This is a genomic window from Pontiella desulfatans (assembly GCF_900890425.1).
GTDB lineage: Bacteria > Verrucomicrobiota > Kiritimatiellia > Kiritimatiellales > Pontiellaceae > Pontiella > Pontiella desulfatans.
Genome location: NZ_CAAHFG010000004.1, coordinates 828182 through 852350, shown reverse-complemented (window position 1 = coordinate 852350; position 24169 = coordinate 828182). Strand labels below are relative to the sequence as shown.

At 60.9% G+C, this 24169-nt stretch carries 20 protein-coding genes; 4 read left to right on the top strand and 16 right to left on the bottom strand.

Annotated features, from left to right (window positions below; genetic code table 11):
* Positions 1-52: 52 nt before the first annotated feature.
* The 11 genes from E9954_RS29110 to E9954_RS29060 form a co-directional block, all read right to left on the bottom strand.
* Entirely contained in the window at positions 53-1903 is a 1851-nt protein-coding gene (locus E9954_RS29110) for an amino acid permease (protein ID WP_136082810.1), read from the bottom strand.
* Between the two features lie 112 nt (positions 1904-2015).
* Positions 2016-2888 carry a ParA family protein gene (locus E9954_RS29105; protein WP_136082809.1) on the bottom strand — a complete coding sequence of 291 codons (873 nt, stop codon included), beginning with the start codon at positions 2886-2888 and terminating at the stop codon, positions 2016-2018.
* Between the two features lie 35 nt (positions 2889-2923).
* Positions 2924-3637: an RsmE family RNA methyltransferase gene (locus tag E9954_RS29100; RefSeq protein ID WP_136082808.1), complete on the bottom strand. Its 714-nt coding sequence runs from the start codon at positions 3635-3637 to the stop codon at positions 2924-2926.
* 97 nt (positions 3638-3734) lie between these two features.
* A complete protein-coding gene (dnaJ, locus tag E9954_RS29095) occupies positions 3735-4904 on the bottom strand; it encodes a molecular chaperone DnaJ (RefSeq protein WP_136082807.1) in 1170 nt (389 codons plus the stop codon).
* A gap of 127 nt (positions 4905-5031) precedes the next feature.
* Positions 5032-5646, bottom strand: a complete 615-nt coding sequence (locus E9954_RS29090; protein ID WP_136082806.1) for a nucleotide exchange factor GrpE — start codon at positions 5644-5646, stop codon at positions 5032-5034.
* 136 nt (positions 5647-5782) lie between these two features.
* Complete coding sequence (locus E9954_RS29085; protein ID WP_136082805.1) at positions 5783-6385, bottom strand: hypothetical protein; 603 nt, start codon at positions 6383-6385, stop codon at positions 5783-5785.
* The gene (locus tag E9954_RS29080) at positions 6369-6740 is read right to left on the bottom strand and encodes a hypothetical protein (protein WP_136082804.1); all 372 of its coding nucleotides are present in this window, start codon (positions 6738-6740) and stop codon (positions 6369-6371) included. Before E9954_RS29080 ends, E9954_RS29085 begins: the two co-directional genes overlap by 17 nt.
* A 102-nt stretch (positions 6741-6842) precedes the next feature.
* Positions 6843-7577, bottom strand: a complete 735-nt coding sequence (locus E9954_RS29075; RefSeq protein ID WP_136082803.1) for a hypothetical protein — start codon at positions 7575-7577, stop codon at positions 6843-6845.
* 49 nt (positions 7578-7626) lie between these two features.
* Entirely contained in the window at positions 7627-8958 is a 1332-nt protein-coding gene (locus E9954_RS29070) for a sodium/glutamate symporter (protein ID WP_136082802.1), read from the bottom strand.
* Between the two features lie 78 nt (positions 8959-9036).
* Positions 9037-13458, bottom strand: a complete 4422-nt coding sequence (locus tag E9954_RS29065) for an autotransporter domain-containing protein (protein ID WP_136082801.1) — start codon at positions 13456-13458, stop codon at positions 9037-9039.
* Between the two features lie 165 nt (positions 13459-13623).
* Positions 13624-14601: a hypothetical protein gene (locus E9954_RS29060; RefSeq protein WP_136082800.1), complete on the bottom strand. Its 978-nt coding sequence runs from the start codon at positions 14599-14601 to the stop codon at positions 13624-13626.
* A gap of 77 nt (positions 14602-14678) precedes the next feature.
* On the opposite strand from E9954_RS29060, the gene E9954_RS29055 reads away from it, so the two are divergent.
* The gene (locus tag E9954_RS29055) at positions 14679-15917 is read left to right on the top strand and encodes a BaiN/RdsA family NAD(P)/FAD-dependent oxidoreductase (RefSeq protein ID WP_136082799.1); all 1239 of its coding nucleotides are present in this window, start codon (positions 14679-14681) and stop codon (positions 15915-15917) included.
* Positions 15918-16022: 105 nt separating this feature from the next.
* The gene (locus tag E9954_RS29050; protein WP_136082798.1) at positions 16023-16394 is read left to right on the top strand and encodes a hypothetical protein; all 372 of its coding nucleotides are present in this window, start codon (positions 16023-16025) and stop codon (positions 16392-16394) included.
* Here E9954_RS29050 and E9954_RS29045 read toward each other — a convergent pair.
* Both E9954_RS29045 and E9954_RS29040 read right to left on the bottom strand, forming a co-directional pair.
* Positions 16391-18076 (bottom strand): mechanosensitive ion channel family protein, encoded by a 1686-nt coding sequence (locus E9954_RS29045; RefSeq protein ID WP_168442676.1) that lies wholly within the window; start codon positions 18074-18076, stop codon positions 16391-16393. The two genes, E9954_RS29050 and E9954_RS29045, sit on opposite strands and share 4 nt — an antisense overlap.
* Positions 18077-18215: 139 nt before the next feature.
* Complete coding sequence (locus E9954_RS29040) at positions 18216-19097, bottom strand: transporter (protein WP_222847360.1); 882 nt, start codon at positions 19095-19097, stop codon at positions 18216-18218.
* A gap of 118 nt (positions 19098-19215) precedes the next feature.
* Here E9954_RS29040 and can point away from each other — a divergent pair, with 118 nt between their 5' ends.
* Together can and E9954_RS29030 are read left to right on the top strand one after the other, a co-directional pair.
* Positions 19216-19815: a carbonate dehydratase gene (can, locus tag E9954_RS29035; RefSeq protein ID WP_136082795.1), complete on the top strand. Its 600-nt coding sequence runs from the start codon at positions 19216-19218 to the stop codon at positions 19813-19815.
* Between the two features lie 2 nt (positions 19816-19817).
* Positions 19818-20249, top strand: coding sequence for a YiiD C-terminal domain-containing protein (locus E9954_RS29030; RefSeq protein ID WP_136082794.1), 432 nt, complete (start codon positions 19818-19820; stop codon positions 20247-20249).
* A 107-nt stretch (positions 20250-20356) separates the two neighbouring features.
* On the opposite strand, the gene E9954_RS29025 is transcribed toward E9954_RS29030, so the two are convergent.
* Genes E9954_RS29025 through E9954_RS29015 form a run of 3 tightly spaced genes read right to left on the bottom strand, consistent with a single transcriptional unit; the run spans position 20357 to position 24169 of the window.
* The gene (locus E9954_RS29025; protein WP_136082793.1) at positions 20357-21199 is read right to left on the bottom strand and encodes a PTS sugar transporter subunit IIA; all 843 of its coding nucleotides are present in this window, start codon (positions 21197-21199) and stop codon (positions 20357-20359) included.
* 3 nt (positions 21200-21202) lie between these two features.
* A complete protein-coding gene (locus E9954_RS29020) occupies positions 21203-22858 on the bottom strand; it encodes a SulP family inorganic anion transporter (protein WP_136082792.1) in 1656 nt (551 codons plus the stop codon).
* A 9-nt stretch (positions 22859-22867) separates the two neighbouring features.
* On the bottom strand, positions 22868-24169 hold the full coding sequence (locus tag E9954_RS29015; protein ID WP_136082791.1) for an ArsB/NhaD family transporter: 1302 nt from the start codon (positions 24167-24169) through the stop codon (positions 22868-22870).

Genomic DNA, 24169 nt, shown 5'->3' with positions numbered 1-24169 from the left:
AGCATCAACCGCCTTTTCTCGAAAGCCCGCCAATGAGCGGGCTTTTTCGTGCCTACGGCTGGCGGTCTCCGGCGAGCAAAAGCTCTGGAAGGCCATCCACCGATTTTTCGGAAATCCAGTCGTCGATGAAGTGCGGGTTTTCGGCGCGGCGGGCGATCTCGGCGAGGAAGCGCAGGTGGCGGGTTGGATTGCTTCGGGCGCCCAAGAGGAGGAAAACGGCATGGATGCCTTGCGCCGCGCCGGGAAAATCGAGCCCGTGGATGCAGCGGGCGGCCACCATGTGGAAGCCCTCGACATCGTTCAGGAGCAGATGCGGCAGCGCCACACCTGCGCCGGCCGGGGTTTCGCCGAGCCGGTTGCGCTCGAGCAGGGCGCCGAGAATGAGGTCGCGCGAAATCCCGCTTTGCCCGGCCAGCAGGGCTGCGCCGCGGCGGATCACCTCTTCGCAATCGATGCCGGGTTCGATTTCGATGAAATGGGCACTCTGCACCACTTCGACGAAGGGGTCTTTCTCACGCAGGCCGCGCTCCTTCATGATCTGCCGCAGCTCGGTGCGCAGCCCCATCGCATCGGCATCGCGTTCGAGCAGGCGTTCGCCCAACCGCTCGGCCATTTTGGCGACCGCGCCGGCGCGCGGCGCGATATGTTTGCTGGCGTAGAGGTTATGCCAGACCACGCCGATGGCCACCAGCCCCATGGCAAAGATGCTCGGCATCAGGCCCATTTCGGGGATCAACACCACGGAAACAAGGATGCCGACCACCTGGACCCATGGATAGAACGGGCTCTTGAAGCCGGGGTCGTAGCTCTCGATGCCGCTCTCGCGCATCACAATCACGGCAATGTTGACGAAGGCGAACACCAGCAACTGGAACGCACTGGCCAGTTTCGCGATCCGCTCGAGCCCGGTGAAGGCGACGACCAGGATAATGATGGCGGAAGTCAGTGCGATGGCGCGGCACGGCGTCTTGAAGCGGGAAAAGCGCGACAGCCCGTGGGGGATGACGCGGTCGCGGCTCATCGCCAGCAGATAGCGGCTGGCCGACATGATGCCGGCGTTGGCCGTGGTGGCAAACGCCAGCGCGGCGCCTAGGCTGACGAGGGTTTTTCCGGTCGGGCCGATGGCGATGTCCGCCGCGTCCGAAAGCGGCGTCAGGGTTGCATAGAGCTGTTCCGCCGGAACGATGCCGACCACGACCGCCACGACCGCGCCATAGAGCACCAGGATGGAAACCAGGGAAATAAACATGCCCAACGGCAGGTTGCGCGATGGGTTCTTCACCTCTTCCGCCATGCTGGCGACTTTGGTTACGCCGATGTAGCTGATGAAGACCAGCGCAGCGGTCGGCAACAGTTTTTCCCAACCCTCCGGCGCCATCGGCGTGTAGAATTCACGCTCGATGGCGGGCGCGCCCCGGACAACCAGGAAAGCCAGGATCGCCAGCAGGCCGATCACCATAACGACCTGCAACCGGGTGGTTTCCTTGGCGCCGACCATGTTGAACCCCATGAACAGAAGTCCCGCCACGATGGCGACGAGCTGCATCGGCAGGTGGACATATGCCGCCAAATAGGCCCCGAGGCCCAGCAGCGCGATCGATGTTTTCAGAATCAGCGCCAGCCAGACCCCCACGCCGTCGATCGTCCCGAACATGCCGCCGAGGCTGCGGCTAACGAAAAAGTAGGATCCGCCCGCCCGCGGCAGCGCGGTCGACATTTCCGCCATCGAAAGCATCGAGGGGATCAGCAGCAGGCCCGAGAGCAAATAGGCATAGATGACGGCCGGCCCGATCTTCGAGGCCGCGATGCCAGGTAGGACAAACAGCCCGGAGCTGATCATGGCCCCGCTGCAGATGGCATAGACATCGAGCAGACCAAGTTGCTTCTTTAGCGATTTATCCATCAACGCCTCCACTCATCGCCCCGCCCGACGCACGCGAGCATAGCAACAAGCAAAGGACAGCACAACCCTTTGAATCGGGAGCGAATTATCGATTGGAAACCGGCAAGGCCGTCTAAACCGACGGATCGGGCGTTTCTTCGGTGGCCTGCGGCACCGGGGGCCGGGCAATGACGTCGGAAAGGGTCGGCAAGGCTTCGGTTTCGGGTTCGGCGTCCTGCTTCTGGCGTTTGATGAATTCCTTGGCCAGGTTGCGGTAGGCGGCCGACCCGACGCAATGCGGATCGTATTCAATGACCGGCTGGCCGAAGCTCGGCGCCTCGCTCAAGCGCACGTTGCGCGGGATCAGCGTTTCGAACACGCGGTCGCCGAAGTGTTTCACGACTTCCTGCACGACCTGTTGCGAAAGGTTGGTGCTCACGTTGTACATCGTCATCAGAATGCCGCTGATATGCAGATCCGGGTTTCCGGCCTCGCTGATCTGGTTGACGATGTCGACCATCACGCCAAGCCCTTCGAGGGCGAGGTATTCGCATTGGATCGGGATGATCACCTCGTGCGCAATGTTCAGCGCGTTCATGAACAGGATGCCCAACGACGGCGGGCAGTCGAGGATGATGTAGTCGTAGGTTCCGCTCTCGATGATCGGGTCCATTGCCTCCCGCAGGCGATGCAGATAGTCGTCGCGCCGGGCAATGGCGATCTCCGCGCCGGCCAGATCCAGCTCGGAAGGAATGATGTCGAGATTCTTGATGCCGGTTTCCTTGATCAGGCTGGCGCCATCGGTCTCGCCCAGCAGTGCCGGGAAGATGCTCTGGCCAAAGCCTTTTTCCAGGCCGAGGCCGCTCGTGGCGTTCGCCTGCGGATCGAGATCCACCAGCAAGACCTTCTTGCGCTTTTCCGCAAGGCAGGCCGACAAATTGATTACGGTGGTGGTCTTCCCCACCCCGCCCTTCTGGTTCGCCAAGGCAACAACGGTAGTCTTCATAAAGTGCATCTGCTCCGGTTAAAAAAACAAGGCGGTTAAAGTAGCTCATAGGCCAGCACGCTTAAACCAAAAATTGCGGCGGTTTCGGTGCGGAGGATGCGGTCGCCGAAACTAACGGGGATGGCCCCGGCTTCAACCAGGGCTTCCACTTCCTTTTCGGAAAAGTCGCCTTCGGGGCCGATCAGCAGTGCAATCTTTGCTTTGCCATGCATGGCCACGTTGCGGAAGGGCTTTGCGCCTTCGTAGAGCGACCCCACCAGAACCAGGTCGTAGCCCGCGAGGGCGGGAAGGATTGCATCCAGCCTTTCTAGCCCGTGGAGTTTGGGCAACCAGCGGACTTCGCATTGCTGCGCGGCGTTGAGCACAATCTTGCCCCAGCGTTCCTGTTTCTTCGGGTTGGATTTGTACTCGGTGTGCTGCGTCAGGATGGGCCGGATGGCGGTGGCCCCCAGCTCGACGGCCTTCTGCAGCACCAGCTCCCAGCGGTCGGGCTTGGGCACGGCCAGGATCAGGTCGATCTCCACTGCGGGCCGAGGAACGTTCCACTGGCGGGAAACGTTCACTTCAACCGCCGTTTTCGAAACCGCGCAGATCAGGCCCTCGGCCACGCCGCCCTGCCCATCGAACAGGATGATTTCCTGCCCCTCCTGAACCCGCAGCACCCGCGCCAGATGATGCGATTCCTCCGGAGAAAGAACGGCAACGTCCTTCTCCAGCTCACAGGAATCGACTAGTGAATTGATTCTCATGGATGAATTGCCACAAAGTGGTTCAAGAGACACGAAGACCGTATTCTTCGTCTTTGTGCTTCTTGTGCCTCTTCGTGACCATAAACGATCTCGCTTGCTACTCCGCTTCGAGCTTCTTCTTGCGTTCGTAGAATTTTTCCGCCTGTTTTTTCATGCGGAGGGTTTCCTCAAAATGGTTTTCGTGCAGCTTTTCAACCAGCTCCTGCATGGCCTTCTTTTCCTTGCCGGAGAGGCGGACGGGAACCTCGATCTTCACCTGGATGTGCTGGTCGCCCTTGCCATGGCCGTGGGCGGCATCGACCACGCCCTGCCCGCGCAGGCGGAAAATCTTTCCGCTTTCGGTGCCGGCCGGAATCTTGAGCTTGGCGCCGCCGTGGATGGTGGGCACCTCGATCTCGCCGCCGAGCATGGCGACTTGGAACGGAACGGGCACCTCGCAATAGATATCGAGGTCGTTGCGCTTGAAAAGCTCGTGGTCGCGGACGTGGAAGACAATGAACAGGTCGCCGGCCGGGCCGCCGCGGGCACCGGCCTCCCCCTTGCCGGGCAGGCGCTGGCGCGAACCGGACTCGACGCCGGCCGGAATGCGCAGCTTGATGGTCTTGCGTTGCTTGATGCTACCCGCGCCGTTGCAGTCGCGGCACGGATTGGAAATGGTTTCGCCGGCACCGCCGCAAGCGGGACAGGTTTGGGAAAACTGGATGAATCCACCCCCGGCGGAAACCTGCCCGCGCCCACCGCAGGTCGGGCAGGTGCTTTTGGAGGTGCCGGGTTCGGCGCCGCTACCGGAACAACGGCCGCAGGTTTCGGCCACCGGCAGGGTGAGCGTGCGCCGCGATCCCAGCGCCGCTTCCTCGAAATCCACATCCAAATCGTAGCGCAGGTCGGATCCCCGGGCCGGGCCGGTGCTGCGGCGGCGCCCGCCGCCCCCGCCGAAGAGGTCGTTGATGTTGAAGCCGCCGCCGAACACCTGTTCGAAGATATCGGACGCATCGTGGAAGCCGCCGCCGAAGCCGCCGCCGAACCCACCGCCCCCGGGGGCGAAGGCCTGATGGCCAAACTGGTCGTAGCGCGCCTTCTTGTTGCCATCGGACAACACTTCGTAGGCTTCGGAGGCCTCCTTGAAGCTTTCCTCGGCCGCCGCGTCGCCCGGATTGCGGTCGGGGTGGTATTTCATGGCCACCTTGCGGTAGGCCTTTTTGATTTGGTCGTCCGATGCGTTTCGGTCAACGCCAAGCACTTCGTAGTAGTCGCGTTTTTCAGCCATTGTGGTAAATCCTAATCTCTAATATCTAAATCCGAAACAAATTCAAAACCGTTAAAAATAGAAGCACTAAACACCATGTATTCAACCTTTGGACTTGTTGATTTGCATTTTGTTTAGAATTTCGGATTCAGGATTTCGTACTTTCGTCCTCTTCGGTGGCCGCTGGCCCCGAAGAGACGACGACCTGCGCGGCGCGCAGGAGCTTGTCGCCGAACAGGTAGCCGCGGCGCACCTGGTTCGAGCAGGTCTCGGCGGCATATTCGTCCGACGGCATATGTGTGAGCGCCTCGTGCTTGTGGGGGTCGAACACTTCACCCACGGCCTCGATCGCCTTGAGGTTGAATTTGTCGAGCACGTTCTGGAACTGGTCGTAGACCAGCTTGAAGCCATCGACGACGGCTTTGTCGGCATCGTGCTGTTCGGCGGTTTTAAGCCCCATTTCGTAGTGGTCGAGCACGGGGAGCAGTTCGAGCAGCAGGTCTTCGTTGGCGCGTTGGTAGAGCTCCAGCCGTTCGCGCTGGGTGCGGTTGCGGAAGTTGGCGAAGTCGGCCTGAAGGCGCACGAACTGGTCGCGCAGCGACTCCTCTTCCTCTTCAACCACAGGTGCCGGCGCATCCTCTTCGATGATCTCCGTATCGGGAAGCTCCTCAACCTCCGCCGCTTCCTTATCGGCCAGTTCTTCTTCGGCCGCAATGGCTTCTTCGTTCAGTTCCTGTTCTTCTGCTTTGTTTTTCTTGCCCATAGTCAAAATCCTTCTGTGGTTCCAGAGCTTGGAAAAATACGCGAAACAGCCACGGTGTCAATCAGCCATTGCAAGGCTTTCAGACCCATTCACGCCACGCATCTCACGACGGCCGTGGCGAGATGCGTGGCATGGGCTATCGCATTTCGAGGGTATGCTGGCCAATCTTGGTGGTGGTGCCGCTCTGCTCCAGGCCGCCCTGCCCCGAATCCAGCGATTGCGGATTGTTGAGCGTTACGGGAATCGGCCTTAGCAAATCGATCCCCCAGCGCTGCGGTTCGGAGGCATCGTCTTCGAACTGGGCGGTGTCCACAACCTGCACGATGCTCAAGACCGGCTGAATGGCACCGGCGATTCCAAGACCCTCGGTGCTTTTCGAGATCGCGGACGACAACAAAATCCCCTCGCGGCTGAACCGTAGAACCGCCGTATGCCTAAACAGCTTTGAATTGGCAAAGGACAATTTGATCAGCTGCCACCAGCCTGACCGCCCCGACAACCCGGTCTGCAACTCCCGGATGAGCAGGTCTTCGTAAAGAAAGGCAAACCCCTCATCCGCAGCCGTCAACCGACTGGGGGGACCGACTTTGTCGAGCACCTCATGGAAATGCGTCTCGTTGATCTTGAACGACACCTCCTGGTCGGAAATGCCCGGATCCACCCGTTTATAGATGGTCGAACAGCCGGAGGCCGCCAACGCCGCCATCAGAATGGCCGGCCATCTAGTCCGCCTCGTCATAAGGCAGGGCCTCGGGGCTGTAGGAATATTTGGTCAACGTGCCCTGCGCATCAAAGAAAAAGACGGCACGGTCGTAGGTCAGTTTTTGATAGCCCCAGTTATAGAGCAGCAGCACCAGCGCCTTTCCGGCGCGGTGCTCCCGGAGATAATAATAGGCCGTTTGATCCTGGAGGTTGATCAGCTGGGAAGGGGGGCCGAGCACATCCACCACCTCCTGTTCACTCGTTTTTCCAACCTCCCAAACCGGAGCGTCGACCGAGCGCCAACGGTTTTCAACGCCGTTGTCGCCGCTATAGTTGGCGCATCCGGCCAGGGCGAAAAACGCGAGAAGGACTAACCATTTGATCTTCTTCATACAAGCTCCGCAGGTTGTGAGCGGACAATGTTTAGAAACGGATCCTTTCCACAATGCCGCGGTTGCAGAGGCCCGTCCCCTCCAGGCGGACGGGACACGGACCTAGAATATAATTCCGACCCCCAGCGTATAGCCCTGCTGGTAGAAATCCGTGCTGTCGGCATCCTCGCTGAAATCATACCCGGTGATCCGGTACCCAGCGCGAACATCGATTTTGCCGTTTACCTGATAGAGCAGCTGGACTCCGGCGTCATACACAAATTCGGAATCGCTTAAGTAGGTTCCCCCGATGGCCAAGGGCACATTCAGATAAAAATTGCTGAACAGCTCCTGCTTGATCCGCAGCATCCACATGACATCATAAACGGTCGGGCCGTCGCTATAGGCATCACCGCCAGCCAGCTTCAGGTCGTTGTCCAGGCGAAGGGTTTGAAGGCCGATAAGAAAGTCCACGGTCGATTTACCCGATCCCAGGGGATAGCCGAGGGCAATGCAGCCAACAATCTCGGAGGAGTCGAGCGTTCCCTTTTCGTTGCCCACCTTTACCTCCGAGGAGATGGTTTCGATGTAATCCACCAAACCGAGCAGCACCATCTGCTGGTTCCGAAGCACGAGCTCGGCCGAAAACCCGTAGTCCAGATCGCCGAAATAGTCGTCGGATGCGCGGACCACCTTCGCCTCCTGCCCCTGGACATTCATATTCCCGCGCATCCACCCCACCCATACGGAGGGAACCAGTTCCATTTTCTCACCCGTTGCGGCCACGGCGGAAAACGCATTCAGGCACAGCATTGCCGCCAATGCGAATTTCGCGTTCAAATTCTCTTTGATTCCCATTTCAGTTGTTCCTCGTTGAAGGTTAAAAGCTCTATCCGGTTGATGTAGATTAATGGATACGGCGGTTCATCACAACCAGCATGATCGTCCAAACGGCGATGGCGCAGAGGGCGATGCCGAGGATGCGCCAGCCGCCCCAATAGGCCAGCAACGGAATGGCGGCGCCCGTCCAGAGCCCGCCGCCCATGAAGGGCTCGTGCAGCAGCTGCTTGGCGGCGAAGGCCTCGGCGGCCTCGGTTTCATAGTTGGGATCGACCACGCGCAGGAGCAGCAGCCCGGTGGCGGTCACCCCCATCGACTGCCCCATTTCCGCAATGCCGCGCTCGAACCAGGCATCCTTGAAGGCGCGGCGGGCGAAGACGGTCAGGCAGAGCACGTTCCAGCCGATACCGGCGGCAATCAATACCACAATCGGGATCCACTGCTGGGCAACGACATCGATCCGGATGGTGGCGATGGCGGCGACGACCAGGAAATCGAGCGCGCAGTTCTGGATGCGCAGCATCAGGCCATGGTCCATGTGTTCGTGCCGATCGAAGCGGTCGGCCAGCCATTGGACGACGACCCCCCCGAGCATGCAGAGCGGAAAGAGCGGGAAGCTGGCAAAAATGTCGCTGCCGGAACCGGGGAGCCGGGCGGCGGCGAGCAGCAACCCCTGCTTCATCAGCCAGCCGAGCAGGATGGCGGAGCCGACAAACACCAGATGCAGCGTGAGCGATTCGATGACGTCGGACGAAACAGTGAGCTTTCCGGCCGAAGGGCGATGGGCCTCGGGAATGATGCCGGTGAGATCCTCGGCATCGAAACGGGGCGCGGTCTTTTTCTCCACATGGCCTTTGCGCACGGCCCAGTTGACCAGGCCCATGCCGACCAGGATGGCCCCCATGATGCCGCCGGTGGCGCTGGCGAGGGCGTAGTCCTTCATTTCCGGGAAGCCGAGTTCGTCGAACACCGGCCCCATGCCGCCGGCGGTGCCGTGCCCCCCCTCGAAGCCGACCGGCATGATGCCGGCGAAGAGGTCCGGCAGGCCGAAGATGGGCTTGAGCATCAACAGCACAACGAGGCAACCGACGGCATATTGCCCCCAGGCGACGATCTGGCCATAGGCCAGCTGGCGGCTGGAGCTTTTCCAAACCTTGGAAACCGTGGGCAGCGCCGTGCCGAGGAACAGGCAGGCAAAAACAATATTGATCAGCAGGCCGGGCAGCTTGCTCCAACCGGCGGAAACCTCGGCGGGCACCTCCACCGACTGGAAGAGGACCAGCCCGAGCAGGCCGGCGATCACGCTGGCGGGAAGGTAGAGCCGTTGCAGGAACACCAGCTTGCGGCGCAGCCAATAGCCCAGCCCCAGCAACACGCACAAACATCCAAACGAAAGCATTACACTCCTCCTTGCGTAGTACGTATTGCGTACTGCCTATCCCGGTCTTCGTGCATCTTGAGCCTTTTCGTGGCAATCCTAGAACATGATATCGAGCATGAGCGAGCCGGTGTGTTCCTTGTAGAGGCCGCTATAGCGCCCGTTGTAGCCGACGCCGATTTCCATGTAGTCGGTGCAGATCCAGCTGACGCCGACGCCGGCGTTGAACATGTCCGAATCCGGCGAGATGCGGGCCATGTCGACCGGGGGCAGCCGGTCCGCCGAAAGGGTGGAGTAGACATCCTCGTTAAGGAAGTCGTGCGTCCATTCGGCATAGCCGGTGGTCTGGAAGCGCCCGTAGCGCGTATCGAAACGGTAGCGGCCTTTGAGGCCCACGGCGGACTCGAGCCAGTTGCGCTCGGATTCGTGCACCGTCAGTTCGCTGCTCTCCGCTTCGGTTTCGGTGTGCTCTTTCGCCACCACCCGCAGGAAGTGCAGGCCGACATAGGGAGAGAGGGCCAGGTTTTTATAGTAGTAGTATTGCCCCACGTCGGCATAGGCTCCAATGTTGTTGCCCTTATAGGAGGCCGTGCCCTCGTAGTTATCCTCGCGACGGATGGAGTCGTAGTTCGAGAAGCCCATGGCTGCCAGCGAGTCCACATAGAGTCCGTTCTCCCCAACCCATTCGCCATAGGCGCCGAGCCAATAGGTTTCCGTATTGACGGAGTCGAGGTTGGTGGTCTGCGCATCGGAGCGGGCATAGGTGTAGTTGAAGCCCACGGTCAGGTCATCGCCGAACAGGCGGTCGGCCCCGATGACGGTTCCGCCATTGTTGAGGTCGAAGCCGTAGGAATTGCCCTGGGCATCGTAGACGCCCTGGCCGTTGAAGTATTGCATCCAGACATGCATGTCGAAGACCGTGTTTTGGTCGCCGGGGCCCTCCGCACCGGTCGGGGCGGCATTGGTCTGGGTCATGAGATAGACCTCGTGCGGAAGCGAATGGGCGGTCGAAACCAGGTTGCGGCGGAGCTGCTTGGTGCGCGCGAACACCGCGTTTTTCATGGCGCCGTAGCCCGCGCGGATGCCTTCCGATCCCGCAAAGTCGAGCGCCGAACTAAACTTGGTGCCGTTGGCTTCCGTGCGGATGCTTGCGGTGCCGGCATCGTCGAGCACCAATGCGGCATCGAACAGCAACATGCGGTCGACAATGTTGGTTGAACCAAACTCGGAACCGCCGAACCCGCCATCGGCCGCCAGGATGACAATGTTGGTATCGGGTAACGAGTTGGGCACATAGACCTCCAGGTCGATCCCGGAAAGATCCACGCTGTTGGAACCGCTGAGCACCAACTGGTCGTGTCGGACATCCTCCTGCACAATGGCGATCTCGGCATAATACTCCGTATCGTCAAACTGGACATCGCCGCCGATTTCGAGCGTTCCGAATGACAAGGAGAAATATTCTTCCTCGCCGGAGGGATTGATCACTCCACCGGACATACCAACGGTATCGAACGACGACGCATCCAGGGAGCCGTTGCCATATAGTTCGCTATTGGTCAGCGTTAGCGCATCGAAACCAAGGTACTGGTCGGAGACCGTATCGGAAATCCCGAACGCTCCCTCGTTCACGGCAACCTTGTTGCCGGTGCCCTCCGCCTTAAAAATAACCGCACCGTCAACATCAATGCCGGTGCCATTGAACGAGAGCGTCGTGTTGTTGCCCAAGAACAGGTTGGTGCCGGAGCCAAGGATAAAGCTGTTGGAATGGACAACCATGTTGTTCATGAGCTCGATCGTGCCTTCGTTGTAGAGCTCGATGTTGTTGGAGGTGTAAAGCGTAAGATCACCGCCAACCCGTACCGTGCCGAGATCGTCCACCAGCAGTGCGTTTCCGCCGACCTCCGAGGTGTTGCCGACAAAGACGTCGCCTAGGACATCGAGCACAGCGTTCGAACCGTTAGCGGAGGCCATGTTCCCGGAGGTACCGTCGCCGCCGATATGGAGGTTGTTGCCGATCGTGGCGGTGCCGCCGGCCAGAACGGCCAGGGTATTGTCGTCGCCGAGATAGCCGATGGTCACATCGCCGATGTTGTTCCAGCTGCCGCCATCCGTCACGACCACCATGCCATCGTCGGCTCCCCAGCCAATGACGGTATCGGTGCTATCCAGCACCGCTCCGTCCTGCACCGTGAGCGCGCTGCCATCGGCACCAAGGCCGACCACCAGGTTGCCCGCGTCCAGGTAGCCGGTGCCGCTGTCCAGGATCAGGTCGCGCGATCCGCCGAGATAGGTGTAGAGGTTCGTGGCCCCGCCCATGGCAAGATTGGTGGTGGCCAAACCGGTGAGGGTTCCGCCCACCGAAAGGGCCGCGCCCTCGCCCCAAACAAATTCGTTGGTGGTATAGTCGCCCAAATTAAAATCCGCTCCAATGGCGAAGGTCCCGCCTTTCAGCAGATCAAGGAAGCTGCCATCGGCCATCTCGAGAGCGCCCACCGAGAGCGTGCCGCCGCTTTGGATCGTGGCGGTGCCGGTGGTGTTGGTGTCCAGCCCCAGGTAAAGCGTTTCCTCGACCGTGGCCGAACCATCGGCGACGATGAAACTGGCCCCGTTCGTGGAAGCCACCAGCATGCCGCCGCCGGGTGCGTTGGTGGAGGCTTCGCCGACGAAGACCCAGGCATTGTTGCTGACCACCAGGGAGCTGTCGCTGGAGCTATTCGCACCGATTTTCAGCGTGCCGCCGTTGTTCTTCCATGCCGACCCGCCGCCGGCCACCAGCACCGAGTTCGCCGAGCTGGCGCTGCCCCAGCCAATATAGCCGTTGGCATTCTCGACCACCGCGCCGTTGGTGATGGCCAGGTCGCTGTTGGAGCTGCCGTAGCCCACGATCAAGTGATCCGTCCCGTTGGTCCATTGGCCGCCGTCGAGCGTCAGGTCGCGCCCGCCGTTCAGATAGGTCGTGTAGCCAACCGTGGTGTTTGAGACCGAAGTCATGCCGGTCAGGTCGCCGGCCACGGAAAGGTTGCCGCCCGAATTCCAGTTCAGGTTCGAATGGACGGAAACGTCGAAGTCGCCGGTCATCGCCAGCGTGCCGCCGCTGCTGAGGTTGAAATCGTTGTCGTCCTGGATATCGAGCCCCTCCGTTTCAACCCGCCCGCCACTCTGAACCGTGACGCTGTTATTCGACCCACCCACCGTAAGCGCGCCTTCGTTGCTCCACAGCGCTCCTGCACCCTGGACGAGCACCGCATTGCCCAACCCCGAAACCGTACCGTTGGTGGAAGCAAACGCGCTGCCCTCCGCAACATTGAACTGGTTGTTGGTTCCGGAAACGACCGATTGTCCGCCCAGCGTCCAGTCGCCACCCTGCAGGGTGAGCGTCCGTTCCGTTCCCTCAAGCCCGTTGCTCTTGGTGAGTGTTCCGCCCACGGTCAGCTGACCGCCCGCACTCCAATTGAGGTTGGTCTGGGGATCGAAATCGAAGCCATCGGCCATGAAGAGCGTGCCATCCCGATCGATGCTGAACGCACTGCCGTCCTCGATTTCCAGCTCGCCGATCTTCACAACCCCGCCGTTGGTGACGGAGGCCATGCCCGTGGCATCGCCCTGGCCGAGAATAAGAGTATCGCTTTCAACCAGGGAACCGTTGTCAACCACCAGTTCCGCGCCGTTCGTCGAAGCCACAATAATGCCGCCTGCGGCACCATTGGTCTGCGCCTCGCCCACCAAAACCCAGCCGCCGTTGGTGGTGGAGAGGTTTGCGGCAGAACCGGGTCCGACCACCAGCTGGTTCGTGTCCGTGGCCCAGGTGCCGCCATCGAGCGTCAGGCTTTTTCCGCCATCAAGATAGTTGAAGTTGTTCGAAACCACCATGCCGGTCAACTCGTTCGTAATCACCAGTGAACCCGTCCCAAACCAGTTGAATCCGTCCATCCCGGCATCCAGATCGCCCACGCGGAACGTACCACCGGAATAGAGACTGAAGCCACCGCTGCCGCTGCCGACTTGCAGTCCCTCCGCAACAACCAACCCTCCGGAGGTAACGCCAACCAAATTACTGGTTCCCGAGCCGATGGAGAGGATTCCGGCATTGTGCCACTCCGATCCCGAACCACTGACGGCAACTTCGTTGTATGCCGTTGAGCCGCCCCCGCCAACATGGGCATTGGCGTTCGAAACCACGCCCCCACTGCTTATTTCCAGATAGTTGGACGATCCCGAATCCCCGACGAACAGATCCCCGGCCATCGTCCACGAGGCATCGGAGCCTTCGACATACACATAGTTCACCCAGGCCGAGGAATCCCGCCCGAGAATACCCCTAGCGCTGGTCACGTGCCCGCCATCCACGATTTCCATCAGGTTGCTGCTCGTTGAGGAACCCACAACCAGGTCTTCCCCCGGGATGCTCCAGACGTTGGTCACCGACTGGTAGGCCCCGTTATCCAGCACGTTGGTGTAGGCCAAGGCCGTTGCGGCGCCAACCAGCAAGGCGGCACTCAATAAGAAAATGCGTGTCATTCCATAAACTCCCGTTTCCAATGGTGGAAAAATCAGCCGCAAACCATACAGGAAGCGCGGAACGGCGAACAAGGAATATCGAAGCCCGAACACCCCCCGGCCCGCCTCCGGATTCCAGGTATATCATCCAGCACCCACGATCGTGGGTGCTGGATGATATACCTGCTATTCGACCGGGGCGTAGAGCAGCTCCTGGAACAGGGCCTTCTTGTCGGCGGCCTTGACCCATTCGTCGAAGTCGGGGATGGATTCGATCTGGTCGTTCTTGCGCAGGGACTCGTAGGCCGAAAGCATGGCGATAAAGCCCTCGCATTCGCCGCCGGCTTCGAGCTTTTGCGGAACCACCACCTGGATCATGCCGGCAAAATAGGCGGCAATGAGCAGATTGGCGTTCTTGGGCTTGCGGTAGCCGTCCGGCCAGGCGAAGAGGTGGGGATAGATGTTGAGGTTGTCCATGGTCTGCGATTGGGCCAGCACAAGCTGGGCGGCGGCGCGGCCGCCATAGTCGGCGGGGTTGCGGATGAGGGCCGTGCAGGCGGCCAGCAGCAGCTCCTCTTCCGAAAGGCCGCCCTTGATCGTGGTGGAAAGCTCCTGGACCATGCGGTCGGCCATCAGCCGGGCATCCTTGCTCCCGGCAACATCGAAGCTGAACTGGATCTTGAAGAAGTGGTTGTGGGCCGCCGTGGCGTAGACCGACAGGATGCGCGGGACATTGTTGGTGCGGCCGTCGATGCCCCGGGGCTGCAGATACTGGAAGACCGTGTTGGAAAACTGGATCTCGCCCTTCTTGGGCACCACCATCGTGCCGCGCTTGCGGACGTTGGAAACCGCCGCGCCTTCCTCCCGGCGCTTGTAGTCGTCTTCCACGCTCCGGATCACGATGTCGATTCCATCCACATCATGCCCGGTTTCGATGGATGGACGGCCCAGGTTATAGACCGAAACCTCGGCATCGAACTGGTCGCCGCGTTGGTAGAACAGGGAGAAGCCCAGGTCTTCGTTGTTGTATTTCTCGACCTTTTCGCAGTCCATCCCCCCCAGCTTCGCCGGGAAAACGAGCTTCAGCTCATAATCGACATAGGCGGCATCGCCGAACGCCGCGTGCAAGCCCGTCATGCAAAGCAATAGTGCAACCCATCTCATGGCAACCCCCTGGTTAAAGGAGCCAGAATAGCGATTTTCGCATGGAATTCAATGGAAAGGGGCCGTAGATTCCCGCCATGGAATCTTTCGATGTGATTGTGGTGGGCGGCGGGCCCGCCGGTATGATGGCCGCCGGGCATGCGGCGGAATATGGGCGGCGGGTGCTGCTGCTCGAAAAGAACCGGCGGCTGGGCCAGAAGCTCGAGCTCACGGGGGGCGGGCGCTGCAACATTACCAATGCCGAGTTCGACACCCGGCGGTTCCTTTCCCATTTCGGCGAGGCCACCCAGTTTCTCTTTTCCCCTTTTTCCCGCTTCGCCGTGCAGGATACGTTCGATTTTTTCGCCGGCCGCGGCCTGCCACTGATGGTGGAGGAGGAGCGCAAGCGCGCCTTCCCGCAAACGGAAAAATCGACGGATGTCATCGATTCCCTGGAAGCCTACCTGCGCGAAGGCGATGTGGACATCCAGTTCGGGACGATGGTGAAACGGTTGCTGATCGAGGACGGGGCGATTGCGGGGGTGGAAACCAACCGGGGGCCATTCCGGGCGGAAAGCGTGGTGCTGGCAACCGGCGGAGCGGCGTACAAGGAGACCGGCTCCACCGGAGAGGCGTTCGACTGGTTGCGCGCGGCCGGGCATGCGGTGGCCGAGGCCTCGCCCGACATTGTCCCGCTGCGCGTGAGGGAGCCGTGGGTGAAGGAGTTGTCCGGCACGTCGCTCGAACCGATGGAAATCGTCTTCACCGCCGCCAACGGGGAACGCGTGGCCAAGAAGGGCAAACTGCTCTTCACCCATTTCGGCATTTCCGGCCCGCTGATCCTCAACAGCGCCCACGAAGTGAAGCGGCTGCTCCAGCAGGGGCCGGTGCCGGCAACCATCGACCTCTTCCCCGGGCTGCAGGTGAACGAAACCGACCGCCGCGTGCTGGAGGTGTTCGATGCCAACAAAAACAAGCTGGTGCGCAATGTGGTGAAGCTCCTCGCCCCCGCCGGCATGGGCAGTGCGCTGGCGGCCTTGCTGCCGGAAGAGCTCCAGGAAAAGCAGGTGAACCGTGCCACCCAGGACGACCGGAAAACCATTGTCCAAACCATGAAGGCCCTGCCCCTGACGGTGACCGGAACCATGGGCTACGACTGGGCCGTCGTTTGCGACGGCGGAGTTCCGCTGACCGAAATCGACACCCGCACCATGGCCTCGCGGATCCACCCCAACCTGTTCATTGTTGGCGACCTGCTGCACATCAGCCGCCCCTCCGGCGGCTATTCGCTCCAACTCTGCTGGACGACCGGCTGGGTCGCCGGGGAAAGCGCCTAGCGCAGCTCCGCGGCGGGGGAGTCAAGAACTCGGCTTGAATGCAAAACGAGGCTTCCAATTGCCGGAACACGCAGTAAGGTTACACGGAAAACCGGAGGGAACGGCATGCCATTCAATATTGAATACGACGCGGACCAGGACTGCATCTTCGCCACGTTCATCGGCAAGGTTACGATGGGGCTCACGAAGGAATACATTGCGGCGCTGCTTCCCGTGCTGGAAAAAACCGGTTGCCGGCGTGTCCTGAGCGATTCCCGCAGCGCGGAGCTGGAGCTTTCGGCGATGGATATCATGCAATTCCCGAAAATGGCACAGGCCTCGCCGCTGACGGCCAACCTGCGGCGTGCCGTACTTGCCTCGCCGGGCACCAGCGGCTACGAGCTTTATGAAACACTTTGCAACCTGCAGGGCCAGAACGTGCGCATTTTCCCGACCCGCCGGGAAGCGCTCGAATGGCTGCTCGCTGAAGAAAGCTAGGCTTTCGGCGCGGGAACCGGCACCCCGGCCTCGTCTTCGATCTTGGTGGTGAACGCAGGGAGCGCAATCCGGATGCCGGCTTTTTCAAAGGCATCGAGCAGACCGCGGTTCACCGTGTCGGCATGGGCGGTGTAGTCCCAATAGTTCGGCGGGTGGTACCAATAGATCATTTTGAGATCGAGGTGGTCGCTTTCGAATTCGCTGAGCCAGGCGCGCGGCGGGAAGTCCGGATCGAACCCCTCGTGGTTTTGCAGCACCCCCTGCACGATTTCGACGGCCTTCCGGGCCTTCGCCGAACCAATATCGACCGGCAACCGGATGGTTGAAACCCGCCGGATGAAGGGGCGGCGGCCGATGTTTTCGATATCGGAGCGCGCCATGTCCTCGTTGGGGATGATGGCCTGGTGGCCGTTGAGCAGGCGGATGCGGGTGGAGCGCAGGCCGATCTCCTCCACCACTCCGTCGTAGCCCTTGATCTTGATGCGTTCACCCACGGTATAGGGCTTGTCGAGGATGATCATGATGCTGCCAAAAATATTCTTGAGCACATCCTGGGCGGAGAGCGCCAGCGCCGCACCCACCACCCCGGCACCGGCCAGCAGCGACGACAGCGGAATGCCAAGATGCTGGCCGCCCTGCAACAGAAGCACGATGGCGCACAGCATGCCCATGATCCGGCTCATCAGGCGCGCCAGCTGCGCATCGATGTTGCTGGCTTTGATGTGCGGGACGCAGGCAATCAATTCGCCCACGCGCCTTCCGATGCCCAGCACCACGATCATGGAGGCGAACAGAGCGATCAGCGAAAGGTTGAACTTGACCACATAGAGCGCGGTGCCGGAGATGGCCAGCAGGCGCGATATGATGCCCGCTGCCTTGATCGGCACGAAAACGGCGGCAATCGGAAAGGCCAGCCCCAGAATGTAGCGCACCATGCCCCCGTCCGCCCCCCGCTTGGAGATCCGCCGCCCGGAGGCATAGAGCACGGCCATCAGAAGCACCGTTCCGAAAAGAACAATGCCCAATCCGGTCCATTGCCATACCGCTTGGCCGCTCTTCCGCTCCCGCAGCGTTGAGGGCATGCGTTTGACCACCTCGGCCAGCCATTTGCTGCCGGGCGCGGAGAGGTAGATCTCCGCAAACCCTTCGGTCGCGCCTTCCTTATAGGGCAGGTTCTTGACGCGCAGATAGAACTCGTCCGCGCGCGCAACGGTGTCCGGACTAAAGCGGTAGTGGCCCGCCATCGGCCCCTCTTTGGTGAGTCTGAGCGTGATTTCCGTGCTCGGGATCGTCCAGCTTTCGATCAGGGATCCGTCGGGACGGGTCATCATCTTGCGATCCGGAATTTCCTTTTCGTCCGGCAGCTCAATGCGGTCCAGCACCTCCTTAAGCGCAACGGCGGCTTCCTTGATGATGTTCTCGTGGCGGAACTGGGCGACATCGCCCGGATCCATGCAGCGCTCCACGGAACGGATCGCATCGCGCCCTTTGCGCCAGGATGCCTCGTCGCCAGTAGTACGGCCCTGGCTGGCGAGCATGCCATAGGCCGTTTCGCAGCTTTCCATGAAACTGTTCAGGGTGGCGCGGGGGCTTGAGGTGTCGGCCGGCAACAGCGGATGGCCCTCTTCCCCGGACACCGGGAACGCCAGCAGGGTTGAACACAGCAAAAGCAAATATTTCATCGGCATCTCTCCAAAACCAACATCATTGAGGGCCAAGGCTCCCCTTGCACCCGTTAGGTATAACTATGCGATTTCCTGCAAAAGCTCCAGGGCCCTCGGTTCCTGATCCACAGGAACCTGAAGCGGCCTCTCCAACGGATCAAAGCCCGCCTCCCCAGCGGTATTGCCAGGCTGCGCCATAAGTGTTGAAATCGCTTCCCGTCCGGGTTTCGACGCCGCTACTGCCATAGAGCTTGATGGAATTCCTGCGGCTCACCGGAATGCCCAGGGTTGCACCCAGCCTGGTATTCTGCTGCATGTCGCCTTTCTCCACGCCGCCCACGGTCGACCGGCCGCCACTATAGCGCGTGGCACCCAGCGCAACCCACATTTTTTTGCGGAAGACATACACGAGGTGCCCCTGCAGCGAATACATCGGGGCTTGCTCTTTCGTCTGCCCGGCAAAAGCGTCGTTGTCGGTATAGAGCGTTACCGCTCCGGACACTTCGAGCAACACCCGCCCGATGCACTTCGACATGCCTAGCTCGGGTGTGAACGACCAGCGGTGCGTTCCAATGTTCACCAGCTTGGAGGAATCATACTGGCCGAACGGCGCAGTCACCTTCATGCTCGCGCCCATCACGAAGTTTTGCCGATAGTCCTTGAACTCCGCCAGCGTCAGCGCCGGCGCCCCGATGAAGTTATAGGAAAACCGGAACGAGGGGTCGGCGAAGCCATCCACCGTCCGTGTCACCATCTCCCCGTTTGCATCCCTGGCCGAACCATCGAGAAAGGTATAGGGAACCGCCACATCGAACTTGGCCGAGCGCCCGAACAAACCCAGCGAACGCGCATAGGCAACAAAAGGGGCGTGGATATCAATGCTGGCGTCGTCCAGCTGGACTGCCGGATCGACCGCCACATCGCCCGAAGAAAGCACATAGCCGCCCAGCGCAAAGTTCAACCCCACCGGCGCATTCGAATAAAACCTCGGTTCCAGCGCCTGCCCCCGGGACACGATCGCCGCACCACACGCCACCACCAAAATGACCCCGCGCCCTAACATGCGATTAGAATACGAGGATTCTCCGGCAATTCAAACTTTCGGCTCGCGTTTTTTCCACGGTCTGGAAACATGCACCGAACGAAACGAGGATGCCATGAAAACATTGAAACCACTCTTCGACAGCAACCGGAAATGGGCAGAACGAATCGAACGCGAACAGCCCGGATTTTTCGAAAAATTGTCGAAACAGCAGAACCCGGAATATCTCTGGATCGGCTGCGCCGACAGCCGCGTGCCGGCCAACGAGATCATCAACCTCCCGCCCGGCGATGTGTTTGTCCACCGCAACATTGCCAACGTGGTAGTGCACACCGACCTCAACTGCCTTTCCGTCATCCAATACGCCATCGACGTGTTGAAAGTGAAGCACATCATCGTCTGCGGCCACTATGGCTGCGGCGGTGTTGCGGCCGCGCTCGACAACAAGGAGCACGGGCTGATCGACAACTGGTTGCGGCACATCGGCGATGTCTACCGCCTCTATGCCGACGAGCTCAACGCCCTCGAGGACGAAAAGGAAAAACGGGATCGCCTTTGCGAGCTCAATGTGATCGAGCAAGTGGCCAACGTTTGCAACACCACCATGGCGCGCAAGGCCTGGCGCAGGGGGCAGGAGCTGCACGTGCATGGCTGGATCTACCATCTTGAAGACGGCCTGCTGCACGATCTCGACGTAACCACCACCGGCAATTGAGCATGATCTCCAACCTGTTCGACGACATCGCCCCGGCGCAGGCGCTCGGGATCGGGATCGCCAGCTGGAACGATGGGCGCGTTGAACTGGTTGCACCCTTGGAGCCCAACCGCAACGACAAAGGCACCGCGTTCGCCGGCAGCATCGCCTCCATGCTCGCACTCGCCGGCTGGGCCGCCATCACCCTTTCGCTTCGCGAGGCCGGCATCGAAGCCGAAGTGATGATCGTTAAAAGCGAAATGGAATATGTAGCCGCCGCCAACACCGCCCTCTTCGCCGAAGCCGCCGTTCCGGAAGAAGAAACCGCCCGGATCGTCCAAGAGCTCAACGGGCGCGGACGTAGCCGCATCGCCCTTCAAGCCCATCTCCACTCCGGCGCCACCGGCTGCGCCTCCATGTCCGCCTCCTACGCCGTCATCCGCACCGCCAAATAGCAGCCCGGGAGCGGCATTCGCACCAAACCGCCCCGCCCCTCCCTACAAATCCCGACCAAACAACAGCACGTCCGTGCTCACGATCGTGAGTACGGACGTGACATGCACTACTGGATCACATGGCGGGTTTGGCGGACGAGGGCGTTCCACAGCTCCTCTTCGCCCTCGGCGGCCAGCAACGCCTCGCGGGCCTCCTTGTTGCGGAAGGTTTGCGACAGGCCGGCGATGAGCTTGAGATAGAACGCGCTGGTGGCCGTCGGGATGACCATGAAGAAAAAGAGGCGGCTCAGCGTCCGGCCGGGGCCGCCGAAATGGATCCCCTTTTTATGGACGCCAAGCGCCATGGCCAGGCCGCCGCCCTCCACGCCGCGGACGTGCGGGAAAGCCATTCCGCTATCGACCGCGGTGCTGATGATGGCCTCGCGCTGCAGGGCCAGATCGAGCAGTTGTCCGGCATTTTCCACGAATCCCTGCTGCTGCATGCGGGAGCAGATTTGGCCAAGCACCTCCTCGGGCGTGTGGCCTTCCAAGGAGCTGATCATCAGCGGCTGGGTTGAAAAGCGTGCAATGCCGATCTGCTGTTTTTCGCCGTATTTGCGCGATGCGTGCTCGCGGGCGACGATCTCGGAAGGAATATAGAGATAGCGCGTGCAGTGGAGGCAGCGGTAGATCTCCTCCGCATGCTGGATCTCGTTGATCAGGCTTTTACTCAACCCCATGCCGCAGCCCATGCAATGACCGTCCACGATCGGGACGACGGCCTCGGGATGTTTCTGGAGCAGCTGGTTGAGATGGGTCTTGATGCGCGGCGGCAAGTCGGCGCCGAGCAAGGCGATATTCTGCTCGAGGGCATCGAGCGGCGCATTGGGCATGGCGACCTTTTTCTGGATGCGGGCCACGGCCAGTTCCTGCAACTGGATGAGTTGGTTGATGAGTTTGCGGTTGGGCATGGTTTATTCCTGGGTTATGCGCCGTGCCCGTTCCAGGGCATCGTCGATGGTGGGGCAAAAGTTTTCCGCACCGACTTCGTCGAGAAAGCCGGACCGGGTGAATGCGGCCTTGGGTTGCAATGCGACCCCGGAGAAGACGAGCCGGGTGCCGTCTTTTAGACATTTCCTGTGCAGCTCCCGCAGGTTGTGCAGGCCGGTGGCATCGATGGCCGGGACATTGCGGATGCGCAGGATCAGAACGGGAATGTTGCTCCGGCGGTTGCCAAGCGCATTCCAGAAGGTGTCGGCCATGCCGAAAAAGAAGGGGCCTTCGATTTCGTAGACCTCCACGCCGGGCGGAACCTCGCGCAGGGCGAAGGCCTTGGGATCCTCGGCGGCATCCACGTCGCCGCAAACGGCATCGGTGATGACGCTGACGTTGGCGTTCTCGGCCATCCGGCGGATGAAGAGCAGCGCGGAAAGCACGATCCCGACCTGCACCGCCACGGTGAGGTCGACCAGCACCGTCAGCACGAAGGTGAGCACCAGCACCAACCGGTCGCTTCTCGGCCCCTTGAGGATGGCCATGAAATGGTGGCGCTCGCCCATGTTCCAAGCCACCACCACGAGGATGCCGGCGAGCGTGGCGAGCGGGACCCTCTTGGCGAGTGGCGCGAAGAGCAGCAACACCAGAGCCAGCACGATGGCGTGGATGATTCCCGCCACCGGCGAACGGGCGCCGCTCTTGACGTTGGCCGCCGTACGCGCGATTGCGCCGGTGGCCGGGATGCCGCCGAAGAAGGCGCTGCCGATATTGGCGATGCCCTGGGCGATCAGCTCGGTGTTGGGGCGGTGCTTCCCGCCGATCATGCCATCGGCCACCGTGGCCGAAAGCAACGACTCGATGGCGGCCAGCAGTGCAACGGTGAAGGCGGCCGGGATCAAACGGCCGAGCTCGGAAACCCCCACCGCCGGAAGCCCGGGGGCCGGCAGCATCCGCGGCAAGTCGCCGAAGCGGCTGCCGATGGTTTCGACATCGAGATGAAGGAGTGCTGCGGCGGCGGTGGTTGCCAGCATGGAAACCAGCATGGCGGGGGTTCGGGGGTTCCACCGCCGCAGCACGGAGATTAAAAGTATGGAACCGATGCCCAGCGCCGCCGTGGCGGGCGATACGGTTCCGGATGATTGGAAATAGGCGGCCCACTTGGGGAGGAATTCCGCAGGCACGGTTGCCATCTCCAGGCCGAGCAAATCCTTGATCTGGGTAGAGAAGATCACCACCGCAATGCCGCTGGTGAAACCGGTCGTGACCGGAAACGGGATGAAGCGGATCAATCCGCCCAGCCGGCACAAACCGAAGAGGATCAGCAGGCCGCCCGCCATCAGCATGCACCAAACCAGGCCATCATAGCCAAACTCCGCCACGATGCCGGAAACAATGACCACGAACGCGCCCGTCGGCCCGCCGATCTGCACGCGGCTCCCGCCGAGCAGCGAGATCAGGAAACCGGCCACGATGGCGGTGAACAGGCCGCGCTCGGGCGGCAGCCCGCTGGCGATGGCGAAGGCCATCGCCAGCGGCAGCGCAATGATCCCCACCGTCAAACCCGCCACCGCATCGGCGGTGAGCGTTGAACGGTTGTAGGTTTTCAGCAATGTAAAAAGCTTAGGGCGGAACATCACGTTCTCCTAAATGAAATACCGTAGATAGATGTAGGCGCTGCCGACCACCAGGCTGATGAGCATGAAGGGGAAGCCATAGCGGGTGAATGAGCCGAAGGAGATCTTGCAGTTGTTGCGGTTGGCCACCTGGGCGATCACCACGTTGGCCGATGCGCCGACGAGCGTACCGTTGCCGCCGAAGCAGGCCCCGAGCGCGAGCGACCAGAGCAGCGGCTCGGCAATCTGCGAGTGAACCAGCGCCGGATCGTCGATGCCCATCTGCTGGGCAAAGACGGGAATGATGCCCTTCACCAGCGGGATCATCGCCATCACCAGCGGAATGTTGTCGACGATGGCGGAGGCGATGGCGCTGAACCATAGGATGGTGAGCGCGGTGGCCATCAGGTTGCCCTTGCAGACATGCAGGATTAATTCTCCCATGGACTCGAACACGTGGGCGTGCTCCAGCGCGGCAATCATCATGAACAGGCCGGAGAAAAACAGAATCGTGTTCCACTCCACATGCACCAGCGAATGGTGGATATCCTTTTTGCAGACGAGCACCATCAGCATGGCCCCGGCGAGGGCGATGATCCCCGGCTCGATCCCCAGTATGCGACCGCCGAAGAACCCGGCGAGGATCAGGCCGAAGACCGCCAGCGACTTTTTGAGCACCACCGGCTGGAGGATCGCCTTTTCGGGGCGCGACTGCTCGATGCGCTTGCGGGTCTGTTCGGTCGTCCGCGTGGTTTTGCGGAACATCAGCGCCATCAGGCCGAGCAGCAGCACCATGCTCACGATCACCGGGGGGCTGAGGTTGACGATAAAGTCGTTGAACGACAGATGCGTCTGCGAACCGATCAGGATGTTGGGCGGATCGCCCACGAGTGTGGCCGTACCGCCGATGTTCGAGAAGATCGCCTCCATGATCAGGATCGGCGCGGCCGGCATTTCGAGCAGCTGGCAGAGCAGGATCGTGATCGGCGCCATCAGGATGACGGTCGTCACGTTGTCGAGGAAGGCCGAAAGCACGGCGGTGAGGATCATGAAGAAGACCACGATCAACAAGCCGTTGCCCTTGGCGGCGCGGGCGAGCTTGATGGCGAGCCATTCGAACACGCCGGTATCGGTGAGGGTGTTGACGACGACCATCATGCCGATGAGCAGGAACAGCACATTCATGTCGATGGCGTGCAGCGCCTCTTCGTAGCCGACCAGATGGAGGCCGACCATCAGGCCGGCGCCGATCAGGGCGGCAATGGTTTTATCGATGAGTTCGGTGGCAATGAAAAAGTAGACCACCAGGAATACTAGAATCGGGAATAACAT

Bases quoted from the DNA above. Each gene is read 5' to 3' on its own strand.
- E9954_RS29110 (WP_136082810.1), bottom strand. From the start codon at position 1,903: ATGGATAAATCGCTAAAGAAGCAACTTGGTCTGCTCGATGTCTATGCC.
- E9954_RS29105 (WP_136082809.1), bottom strand. From the start codon at position 2,888: ATGAAGACTACCGTTGTTGCCTTGGCGAACCAGAAGGGCGGGGTGGGG.
- E9954_RS29100 (WP_136082808.1), bottom strand. From the start codon at position 3,637: ATGAGAATCAATTCACTAGTCGATTCCTGTGAGCTGGAGAAGGACGTT.
- dnaJ (WP_136082807.1), bottom strand. From the start codon at position 4,904: ATGGCTGAAAAACGCGACTACTACGAAGTGCTTGGCGTTGACCGAAAC.
- E9954_RS29090 (WP_136082806.1), bottom strand. From the start codon at position 5,646: ATGGGCAAGAAAAACAAAGCAGAAGAACAGGAACTGAACGAAGAAGCC.
- E9954_RS29085 (WP_136082805.1), bottom strand. From the start codon at position 6,385: ATGACGAGGCGGACTAGATGGCCGGCCATTCTGATGGCGGCGTTGGCG.
- E9954_RS29080 (WP_136082804.1), bottom strand. From the start codon at position 6,740: ATGAAGAAGATCAAATGGTTAGTCCTTCTCGCGTTTTTCGCCCTGGCC.
- E9954_RS29075 (WP_136082803.1), bottom strand. From the start codon at position 7,577: ATGGGAATCAAAGAGAATTTGAACGCGAAATTCGCATTGGCGGCAATG.
- E9954_RS29070 (WP_136082802.1), bottom strand. From the start codon at position 8,958: ATGCTTTCGTTTGGATGTTTGTGCGTGTTGCTGGGGCTGGGCTATTGG.
- E9954_RS29065 (WP_136082801.1), bottom strand. From the start codon at position 13,458: ATGACACGCATTTTCTTATTGAGTGCCGCCTTGCTGGTTGGCGCCGCA.
- E9954_RS29060 (WP_136082800.1), bottom strand. From the start codon at position 14,601: ATGAGATGGGTTGCACTATTGCTTTGCATGACGGGCTTGCACGCGGCG.
- E9954_RS29055 (WP_136082799.1), top strand. From the start codon at position 14,679: ATGGAATCTTTCGATGTGATTGTGGTGGGCGGCGGGCCCGCCGGTATG.
- E9954_RS29050 (WP_136082798.1), top strand. From the start codon at position 16,023: ATGCCATTCAATATTGAATACGACGCGGACCAGGACTGCATCTTCGCC.
- E9954_RS29045 (WP_168442676.1), bottom strand. From the start codon at position 18,076: ATGAAATATTTGCTTTTGCTGTGTTCAACCCTGCTGGCGTTCCCGGTG.
- can (WP_136082795.1), top strand. From the start codon at position 19,216: ATGAAAACATTGAAACCACTCTTCGACAGCAACCGGAAATGGGCAGAA.
- E9954_RS29030 (WP_136082794.1), top strand. From the start codon at position 19,818: ATGATCTCCAACCTGTTCGACGACATCGCCCCGGCGCAGGCGCTCGGG.
- E9954_RS29025 (WP_136082793.1), bottom strand. From the start codon at position 21,199: ATGCCCAACCGCAAACTCATCAACCAACTCATCCAGTTGCAGGAACTG.
- E9954_RS29020 (WP_136082792.1), bottom strand. From the start codon at position 22,858: ATGTTCCGCCCTAAGCTTTTTACATTGCTGAAAACCTACAACCGTTCA.
- E9954_RS29015 (WP_136082791.1), bottom strand. From the start codon at position 24,169: ATGTTATTCCCGATTCTAGTATTCCTGGTGGTCTACTTTTTCATTGCC.